Here is an 8,700-nt window from a genome sequence, read left to right on the forward strand (position 1 = left end):
GTCCCGCCATGGAAATGGCCAGAATACTTTCCCCCTCGTGCTGATCTAAGGCAATGCGGATTAAGGTCCACGGTCACCGAGGCTGAAGCATGACATGGCGATGAAACAACAGACCCTTGCGATGGCAGCCGACCAAGTAGCGGGATTCGCCCAGCACCGCAAACTGGCGTGGTCAAGAAGCTGTGGGGCTTTACCAAGGTGCGCTATCGGGGTCTACAGAAAAATGCGACGCGGGCATTTACGGCCCTGGCGCTGGCCAACCTCTACCTGGGGCGCCAAGAGCTGATGGCACAGGTGCGTCCATAAGGGCGAAAAGTGGGCCGAATGGCCCCAAAACCGAGTCCCAAGGGGCTGGGAAACGGGTGACTTTGGCCCGGTTCCAGGAAAATTTCAATGGCTGCGATGGTCTTGGGTATGGTGGCCAATTCGAGTTGCTGCAGGTAGCCCAGGCCTGCCATGGTGCGGGCGCGGTGGGGCGGTGTTCCGCAGGCGATCTTCGCAACGATGAAGGGGTGGCACACCACCTGGTCGGTGTTCAGCAGCGCGCTCAGCGTGTGATTGAAGTGCCGAAAATGTGCAACCCAGACGGAGGTGTCGACAAGAACCATGGGGGGTTTTAGCCCGGTAGCGGTTCGCGCCTGCGTGGAATGTCATGGTCTTCGCTGAGCAGGCGCACGGTGATGTTGCGCTGGATGCCTTGCTCGCCGTTACGCATGGCGTTCCACCAGGCGTACCAGTTCAGCACGCCCAGCGCGCCGCGTTTGAGCACCAGGTTGCTGTACTGGGTGGTGGTGTGCAGTTTTTTGACGGCGTTGTCGCGGTCGTTGCCGTTGCGGTACTTGAGCACGGTCAAGGCGGCGTGGGGCAAGACCACTTCGAGCAGGCCTGCGCCGGTGCCGTCTTCCTGGCCGTCGCCCAGGTCCACGCTGAAGTTCATGCCGCTGTAGGGGGTGTCACGTTGGATCGCCATGGGGCCCTCCGGAGAAAAGTGGGTTGCTGCCCGGCGCATCCTATCCGCATAAGATCCAGCCATGAAAAAACCGACTGCGCAGCCTTTGGATGAACAACTGTTTGGGCGGCCCGACGCGGGCTGGCGTCTGCAAACCTATACGGTGATTTTCGAGGCCGATACACGGGCGGGCAGGCTGTTTGACCTGGTGCTGATCGGCCTGATCCTGGCCAGCGTGGGGGTGGTAATGCTGGACAGCATCGCCGAGGTGCATGCCCGGTATAGCGCGCTGTTCAATGTGCTGGAATGGGTGTTCACGGTTGCGTTCACCGTGGAGTATCTGGCCCGGCTGGCTTGCGTGCGGCGGCCCCTGCGCTATGCGCAAAGCGGCTTTGGCATCATCGACCTGCTGGCCTTGCTGCCCACCTACCTGGCCATTCTGGTGCCGGGGCTGCATGCGCTGATCGACGTGCGGGTGCTGCGCCTGTTGCGGATCTTCCGGATTTTGAAGCTCACCGCCTACGTGGCGGAGTTCCGCGCCCTGGGGCAGGCGCTATCGGCATCGCGGCGCAAGATTCTGGTGTTCATGAGCTTTGTGATGGTGGTGGTGGTGGTGATGGGCACGCTGATGTATGTGGTGGAAGGGCCGGTCAACGGCTACACCAGCATTCCGGTGGGCGTGTACTGGGCCATCACCACCATGACCACGGTGGGCTTTGGCGACATCACTCCCAAGACAGACCTGGGCCGGGTGATCGCCTCGCTAATGATGCTGCTGGGCTGGGGCACGCTGGCTGTGCCCACGGGCATAGTCAGCGCCGAGTTCACCCTGCAGCGCATGCCCCGCGTACCCACCACCCGCACCTGCCACGAATGCCTGAGCGAAGGCCACGCTCCCGGCGCGCGCTTTTGCTGCGACTGCGGTGCCCGGCTGCCGCGCTGGCAGCACGATGCGGCGGAATAGGTTTTCGCTATTGAATTAAGAGCTCGTTGCGCTTATGGAATAAGCGCTAGAGGCCAATTTCATTTTAATTTTCAAGCCGTCCACCCGAGCCAATGCTGCATGGCCCAGAGCAGGGCGCTGATGCTGAAAAACGAGGCCACGGTGGTCACCAGCAGGGCGGCGGCGGTGAAGCCTTCCAGGCCGTACTTCTGGGCCACCACCGGGTAGATGCTGAGCATGGGCATGGCGGCGAATAGTACGGCGGCGACGCGCAGCTCGGGGGCGATGGGCGGCAGCAGCCACAGGCAGAAGAAGACGGCCAGCGGGTGCAGGATGAGCTTGCCCATGGTGACCCAGGCCAGGTCGCGGCGCACGCCGTCCAGCTTCAGGCCGACCAGGCTGCCGCCGATGACGAACAAGGCGACGGGGCTGGACGCGGTGGCCACGATCTGCACGGTCTGGGCCAGCACGGTGGGCAGGTGCAGGTCGAGCATGGAGAAAGTGAAGCCCGCCAGGATGGCCAGCACCATGGGGTTTTTCAGCAGGTTGCGCAGGCTGATCCACAGCGTGTGGTGCCAGCGCTGGGCGGCATCCTGGCCGTCGTTGTCGGCCATGGCAAAGCACAGGGGCAGCACCAGCAGGTTCTCGACCAGCATGGTCAGCGCCAGGGCCACCCCGGCGGTAGGGCCCAGCAGCTGCAGCACGATGGGGTAGCCCACAAAACCGCTGTTGGAGGCCGCCATGCCCAGGCTTTGCATGGTGGCCATGGGCGTGCTTTGGCCGCGCAGCCGCCGCCCCACCAGCATGGCCAGCGTGATCACCGCCAGCGAGCCGCCCGCGTAGGCCAGCAGGTAGGTGCCGTTGAGCACCTCGGCCAGCGGGCGCTTGGACAGCGCGTTGAAGATCATCGCGGGCAGGCAGAAGTGGATGACAAAGCGGCCCAGCACCCGCATGTCGGGTTTGCTGAACATCCCAAAACGCCCCGACAGATAGCCCGCCGCGATGATCAGGTAGATGGGCGCGGTGATGGCGAGGATTTGGAGCATGGGTTGTGGTTCAGCCCTCTCCCATGCTGGGGAGAGCGTAGGGAATCAGTATTTCAGCGTGGCCACAGAGCGCAGCACTTCGGGCGTGGTGGTGGGCAGGCCGAAGAACTCCAGGTAGGCCGGAATCTGCTCGAACAGCATGTCGGTGCCCACCTGCACCGGGCAGCCACGGGCCACCGCCGCGCGCAGGAAGGCGGTCATTTCGGACTTCATCACCACTTCGCCGACGAAGGTGGTGGGCGCGATGCGCTCCACGTCCATGGGCAGGGGGTCGCCGTCGTTCATGCCCATGGGCGTGCCGTTGACCACCAGGTCGCAGCCTGCGGGGTCGTTGCTGCCAGTGGTGACCTGCAGGGCCGGGTAGTGCTGGCGCAGGCGGCTGGCCAGGCCTTCCATCGATGGCGTGTAGGCATCAAACAAGGTAATGGCCCCAATGCCCGCAGCCGCCAGCGACGCGGCGATGGCCGAGCCCACGCCGCCGCAGCCCACCACCAGCGCGTGGATGCCCTTGAGTGCAAAGCCCTTGCGCTGCACGCCGCGTACAAAGCCTTCGCCATCGAACATGTCGCCGACCAGTTGGCCAGCTTCATTGCGGCGCACCGCGTTGCAGGCCCCGGCAATTTGCGCAGTGGGCGACACCTCGTCGAGCAGCCCGGCGGTGGTGACCTTGTGGGGCATGGTGATCAGCGCACCGCGGATGTTTTGCAGGCTGAACACGGCCTTCAGAAAGGCCGGGTAGTCCTCGGTCTTGCAACCCATGGGCACCACCACCGCGTCGATACCGGCGTGGTCGAAGTAGGGGTTGTAGATCATCGGTGCCTTGAAGGCGTGGGTGGGGAAGCCGATGTGGGCGATGATTTCGGTTTTGCCGCTGATCATGGGGTGCTCCAGAGGGAAAGGGTGCTTTTAGGCGTAAAAAATGCCGCTACCGCCCATGGCGTGGGCGAGAGCAGCTATTGAATTGGTAGCGTTTGGTTGATAGGCTGTCTAGGCAGACTTGGCTGCTTGGGCAGCAGACACGCCCGCCCGCAGGCCCAGCAGGTAGCTGTCTACGCCAAAGCCGCAAATTTGCCCCTTGACGATTTCGGCAAACACCGACACGTGGCGGAAGGCTTCGCGGGCGTGGATGTTGGACATGTGCAGCTCGACGATGGGGCAGGTCAGGATGGCCAGTGCGTCGCGGATGCCGTAGCTGTAGTGCGTCCAGGCCCCGGCGTTGATCAGCACGGCATCCACACCATCGGTATAGGCTTGGTGGATGCGCTCGCACATTGCGCCTTCGCTGTTGGTTTGAAAAGCTTCCACCGTGGCACCCAGCTCCTGGCCCAGGGCCGACAGGCTGGCGTTGATTTCGTCCAGCGTGATGGTGCCGTACTGCTTGGGGTCGCGTTTGCCAAACATGTTGTGGTTGATGCCGTGGAGCATGAGGATGCGCATGGGTTTCCTTGACTGGATGAAGTAATAACGGGTGCAGTGCTGTGCTTTCCACGGCGAAGGGCGATAGCCCAAACCGTACCTTCCAGGGATAGCTGGCCCCGGCTTTGCCGGGCCACTGGTATCGCCCCCTGCAAGGGGGGTGGCGGAAAGCGCTTGCGCTGTAGCCTGGGGGTGTGCCTTATTTCCGAACTTTTGCCAGCTCGGCCTGCATGGCCTGTACGGTTTCCTGGCCTACCGACACAGCGTACTTGGCGATCACAGGGCGCATTTTGTCGCGCAGCTTGTCGACTTCGGCAGCGGGCAGCTCGGTGACCTGCATGCCAGCCTTTTTCAGCGCGTCCAGCGCGGTGGTGGCGGCATCGCGGGCCACCTGGCGCTGGTATTTGCCGGCTTCCACGGCGGCATCGCCAATCAGTTTTTTCTCGTCGGCGCTGAGCTTGTCCCAGAACTTCTTGCTGATGATGACCGACTGCGGGTTGTACTGGTGGTTGGTCAGGGTCAGGTTCTTCTGCACTTCAGAGAACTTGTTGGCCAGGATCACGCTCAGCGGGTTTTCCTGGCCGTCCAGGGCCTTGGATTCCAGCGCGGCATAGACCTCGGGGAAGGCCATGGGCGTGGGGTTGGCATCCAGTGCCTTGACCCAGTCCAGGTTGATCGGGTTGGGGATGACGCGGATCTTCAAACCGGCCATGTCGGCCACGCTGTTGATGGGGCGCTTGCTGTTGGTCATGTTGCGAAAGCCCAGCTCCCAGTAGGTCAGGCCGACCATGCCTTTGTCTTGCAGCTTGGCGTGCATCATCTTGCCGAACGGGCCGTCCACCACAAAGTCGGCTTCCTTGCCGCTGGCAAACTGGAACGGAAAGTCAAAGATGGCGAATTCCTTGACCTGGCTGGCCAGGATGCCGGAGTTCATGGACACCATCTCCAGCGTGCCGCCTTGCAGGGCCGAAACATTGGGCGCATCGCCACCCAGCACGCCGCCGGGGAACATGTTGACCTTGATCTTGCCGCCGGACTTGGCCGCCACGATTTCGGCAAACTTCTCCATGCCCATCACCAGGGGGTGGCCCTTGGGGTTTTGGGTGGCGAACTTGATGGTGCGCTCGCTGATGTCGGCGGCACTGGCAGTGCCAAAAGCGGCCACGGCAGCAGCGGCGATCAGGGTTTGGATAAACAGACGTTTCATGGGGAGCTCCTGGAGGAATAGGGGGTGAATTGGAATAAGGGGCAGGGTAAAAATCAACCGTACAAGAACTTGGCTGGCCACATGATGATTTGCGGGAACAGCACCATCAGGAACATCACGATGAACTGCACCAGCATGAAGGGCAGCACGCCGCGGGTTACGTCGTCCATGCGCATCTTGCCCACACCGGCCACCACGTTGAGCACCGTGCCCACCGGCGGGGTGATCAGGCCGATCGAGTTGTTGATGATGAACAGCACGCCAAAGTACACCGGGTCGATGCCTGCGGCCTTGACGATGGGCATCAGCACCGGTGTCAGGATCAGGATGGTGGGGGTCATGTCCATGGCCGTGCCCACCACCATCACCAGCACCATGATGGCCATCAGCAGCAGCGTGGGGCTGTCCAGCAGAGGTTGCAGCAACGAGACCACCTGGTCGGGCAACTGCGCCACCGTGATCAGCCAGGCCGACACCATGGCCGCCGCCACCAGGAACATGATCACGGCGGTGGTTTTGGCAGCGCCCAGGAACACGTCATACAGCTGCTGGATGCTCAGCTCTTTGTAGATGAACCCGGCCACAAACAAGGCATACACGGCAGCCACCACGGCGGCTTCGGTGGGGGTGAATACGCCCATGCGCAGGCCCACCAGAATGAACACCGGCAGCATCAGCGCCCAGCCCGCGCTGCGAAACGCCTCCCACACCTCGGCCTTGGTACGGCGGGGGGGCGGCTGCAGCAGCTCGCGGCGGGTCAGCCACCACCAGGTGAACCACAGGCCCGCGCCCAGCACCAGGCCGGGGAAGATACCGGCCAGAAACAGCTTGCTGATCGACACGTTGGCCGACACACCAAAAATCACAAAACCAATCGACGGCGGAATGATCGGGCCGATCACGCCGCAGGCCGCAATCAGGCCACCGCTGCGCGCCTTGTCGTGCCCGGCCTTGACCATCATGGGCAGCAGCAGCGCGGTGAGCGCAGCCGCATCGGCCACCGCCGAACCCGACAGGGCCGACAGCAGGCAGGCCGCCACAATGGTCACGTAGCCCAGGCCGCCGCGTACATGGCCCACCAGCGCCATCGCAAAATTCACGATGCGCTTGGACAGGCCGCCGGTGTTCATTACCTCGCCCGCCAGCATGAAGAAAGGCACGGCCAGCAGGGGGAAGCTGTCGGCACCGTTGATGACGTTTTGCGCCAGAATTTGCGCGTCAAACATGTCCATGTGCCACATCAGCGCGGCACCACAGAGTAGAAGGGAAAAGGCGATGGGCACACCCAGCGCCATGGCGGCGAGCAGGGAGCCCAGGAAAACAGCAATAGTCATGGTGGTTGCGTCCTGCGGGTTACTGGATAGGCTTGGGGATGTCGAGCGGCTCTTCTTCCGACTCCCGGATGCCAATCAGCTCGGCCTCAGACAGTTGGCCGGCCATCAGCCGCCACAGGTGGTTGAGCAAAATCACCGCGCCTGACACGGCAAACACCATGCCGCAGCCGTAGAACCAGGCCATCGACACCTCCATGGCGGCGCTGGTCGAATCCAGGTTGATCTTCACCTGGTCGAGTGCGCCCTTGAACAGCAGCCAGCAGATGAACAGCATCAGCGCATGGCCCACCACCAGACAAAACTTTTTGCCCGCCACCGGCAGGCGCGACACCAGCGTGTCGGTGCCCAGGTGCGCACCTTCGTGCAGGGCAATGATGCCGCCCAGAAAGGTCAGCCAGACAAACAGCCAGCGCGACAGTTCCTCGGATACGGCAATGCCCGAGTTCATGGCGTAACGCAGTACGACATTGGTAAACACCAGCACCACCATCAGCGCCAGGCAGCCCACAATCAGCCAGGACAGCAGCCGACAGTATTTATCTAACAGTTTCTGAATCACGTTTGTCTCCTATGAAGGTTCTTTTATTAATGTACTAATTGGGTAGTTTTTGCCCTTCAGGGCATACCCTATGCCAATACTCGAATTCAGAGCTATCTGTTATGCCGTATGTAAATAGCTGGTGGCTGGGCCTCCGAGTGTGAGGGTGCGGGTGGTTGTACCGCAAAAATGCAATTTGTTACACCAGCGGGATGGTCAATTTCGCAATCACCGCCGCCGTGTCGGGCCGCACGCCGCGCCACCAGGCAAAAGCCTCGGCCGCCTGCTCGGCCAGCATGCCCACGCCGTCGGCCTGCTGCGCCACCCCGGCGTTCTGCGCCAGGCGCAAAAACGGGGTCAGTCCCTTGCCGTAGGCCAGCTCATAGGCCAGCCGGGCCTGGGCAAACACGCTGGCGGGCACCGGCGGCAGCTCGGCGCGCAGGCTGGCCGAGGTGGCGTTGATCACGACATCAAACGTCTGGCCCACCAGGTCGCCGTAGCCGCAGACGGTGGCCGCTGTGCTCTGCGCCATGGCCTGCGCCGTGGCCAGGCTGCGGTTCGCTACCACCAGTAGCGCCGGGTTTTGCTCCAGAAACGGCATCAGCGCGCCGCGGGCCGCCCCGCCCGCACCCAGCAGCAGCACCCGCTGGCCTTGCAGTGCGCAGCCCAGGTTGTGGGTGATGTCGCGCACCAGGCCCACGCCGTCAAAGTTGTCGGCATAGGCGCGGTCGCCCACAAACTTCATCGCGTTGACGGCCCCGGCGCGGCGGGCGCGCTCGGTCAGGTCGGTGGCGTAGCGGAACGCATCCAGCTTGAACGGCGCGGTGATGTTCAGGCCCTGGCCGCCCGCGGCGCGGAACGCATCCACGGCGGCGGCAAAGCCGTCCAGCGGGCCTTCTATGGCGGTGTAGACCAGGTCCTGGGCTGTGGTGGCGGCGAAGCTTCCGTGGATGAACGGGGATTTGGTGTGGCTGATGGGGTTGCCGATGACGGCGTATTTATCTGTCATGGGGTGAGTTCCTTTGGGGTTTCTATGGGCATGGTCGGCCGGGATGTGCGCCCGGCGGCGCAGTCACTTTTCTTTTGCGCAAAAGAAAAGTAACCAAAAGAAAGGCGCCCCAACTGTCTGCGCCCCGTCGCTTTCGCGCCGGGGAACCTGCGGTGCTCGTGGAATGCGGGGTCTGGCTAAACTCGCTGCGCTCAAACAACGCCAGCCCTGATCCGCATTCCACTGCGCTCCTCGGCGCATACAGATGGGGACCCCAGG

10 protein-coding genes and 1 pseudogene are annotated in these 8,700 nt (G+C 62.8%); 2 read left to right on the forward strand and 9 right to left on the reverse strand.

The genetic code is table 11. The features are described from left to right. Positions 1-171: 171 nt before the first annotated feature. Positions 172-306: pseudogene (locus AC097O_RS19650) on the forward strand (IS5/IS1182 family transposase); the annotation flags it as partial. Here the strand turns inward: AC097O_RS19650 and AC097O_RS19655 are convergent. Both AC097O_RS19655 and AC097O_RS19660 read right to left on the reverse strand, forming a co-directional pair. Continuing rightward, positions 264-608 (reverse strand): hypothetical protein, encoded by a 345-nt coding sequence (locus tag AC097O_RS19655; protein ID WP_479594556.1) that lies wholly within the window; start codon positions 606-608, stop codon positions 264-266. The pseudogene AC097O_RS19650 and the gene AC097O_RS19655 sit on opposite strands and share 43 nt — an antisense overlap. A gap of 8 nt (positions 609-616) precedes the next feature. Further along, positions 617-970, reverse strand: a complete 354-nt coding sequence (locus AC097O_RS19660; protein WP_479594543.1) for a phage tail protein — start codon at positions 968-970, stop codon at positions 617-619. 61 nt (positions 971-1,031) lie between these two features. Here AC097O_RS19660 and AC097O_RS19665 point away from each other — a divergent pair, with 61 nt between their 5' ends. Continuing rightward, positions 1,032-1,913, forward strand: a complete 882-nt coding sequence (locus AC097O_RS19665; protein ID WP_479594544.1) for an ion transporter — start codon at positions 1,032-1,034, stop codon at positions 1,911-1,913. 71 nt (positions 1,914-1,984) lie between these two features. Here AC097O_RS19665 and AC097O_RS19670 read toward each other — a convergent pair whose 3' ends face one another. The 7 genes from AC097O_RS19670 to aroE all read right to left on the reverse strand — a co-directional run bounded on the left by AC097O_RS19670 (position 1,985) and on the right by aroE (position 8,442). Beyond that, positions 1,985-2,938 carry an AEC family transporter gene (locus tag AC097O_RS19670; RefSeq protein WP_479594545.1) on the reverse strand — a complete coding sequence of 318 codons (954 nt, stop codon included), beginning with the start codon at positions 2,936-2,938 and terminating at the stop codon, positions 1,985-1,987. 45 nt (positions 2,939-2,983) lie between these two features. After that, the gene (locus AC097O_RS19675; RefSeq protein ID WP_479594546.1) at positions 2,984-3,817 is read right to left on the reverse strand and encodes a shikimate dehydrogenase family protein; all 834 of its coding nucleotides are present in this window, start codon (positions 3,815-3,817) and stop codon (positions 2,984-2,986) included. Positions 3,818-3,925: 108 nt separating this feature from the next. Beyond that, on the reverse strand, positions 3,926-4,375 hold the full coding sequence (gene aroQ / locus AC097O_RS19680) for a type II 3-dehydroquinate dehydratase (protein WP_479594547.1): 450 nt from the start codon (positions 4,373-4,375) through the stop codon (positions 3,926-3,928). Positions 4,376-4,553: 178 nt separating this feature from the next. Then, on the reverse strand, positions 4,554-5,561 hold the full coding sequence (locus tag AC097O_RS19685) for a TRAP transporter substrate-binding protein (RefSeq protein ID WP_479594548.1): 1,008 nt from the start codon (positions 5,559-5,561) through the stop codon (positions 4,554-4,556). A gap of 53 nt (positions 5,562-5,614) precedes the next feature. Continuing rightward, a complete protein-coding gene (locus AC097O_RS19690) occupies positions 5,615-6,895 on the reverse strand; it encodes a TRAP transporter large permease subunit (RefSeq protein ID WP_479594549.1) in 1,281 nt (426 codons plus the stop codon). A gap of 19 nt (positions 6,896-6,914) precedes the next feature. Then, complete coding sequence (locus AC097O_RS19695; protein WP_315241600.1) at positions 6,915-7,454, reverse strand: TRAP transporter small permease; 540 nt, start codon at positions 7,452-7,454, stop codon at positions 6,915-6,917. Between the two features lie 178 nt (positions 7,455-7,632). Next, a complete protein-coding gene (gene aroE, locus AC097O_RS19700) occupies positions 7,633-8,442 on the reverse strand; it encodes a shikimate dehydrogenase (RefSeq protein WP_479594550.1) in 810 nt (269 codons plus the stop codon). Between the last annotated feature and the right edge of the window lie 258 nt (positions 8,443-8,700).

This window comes from Rhodoferax sp. LS1P39, from assembly GCF_056521425.1.

Bases quoted from the DNA above. Each gene is read 5' to 3' on its own strand.
- AC097O_RS19665 (WP_479594544.1), top strand. From the start codon at position 1,032: ATGAAAAAACCGACTGCGCAGCCTTTGGATGAACAACTGTTTGGGCGG.
- aroQ (WP_479594547.1), bottom strand. From the start codon at position 4,375: ATGCGCATCCTCATGCTCCACGGCATCAACCACAACATGTTTGGCAAA.
- AC097O_RS19670 (WP_479594545.1), bottom strand. From the start codon at position 2,938: ATGCTCCAAATCCTCGCCATCACCGCGCCCATCTACCTGATCATCGCG.
- AC097O_RS19655 (WP_479594556.1), bottom strand. From the start codon at position 608: ATGGTTCTTGTCGACACCTCCGTCTGGGTTGCACATTTTCGGCACTTC.
- aroE (WP_479594550.1), bottom strand. From the start codon at position 8,442: ATGACAGATAAATACGCCGTCATCGGCAACCCCATCAGCCACACCAAA.
- AC097O_RS19675 (WP_479594546.1), bottom strand. From the start codon at position 3,817: ATGATCAGCGGCAAAACCGAAATCATCGCCCACATCGGCTTCCCCACC.
- AC097O_RS19690 (WP_479594549.1), bottom strand. From the start codon at position 6,895: ATGACTATTGCTGTTTTCCTGGGCTCCCTGCTCGCCGCCATGGCGCTG.
- AC097O_RS19685 (WP_479594548.1), bottom strand. From the start codon at position 5,561: ATGAAACGTCTGTTTATCCAAACCCTGATCGCCGCTGCTGCCGTGGCC.
- AC097O_RS19660 (WP_479594543.1), bottom strand. From the start codon at position 970: ATGGCGATCCAACGTGACACCCCCTACAGCGGCATGAACTTCAGCGTG.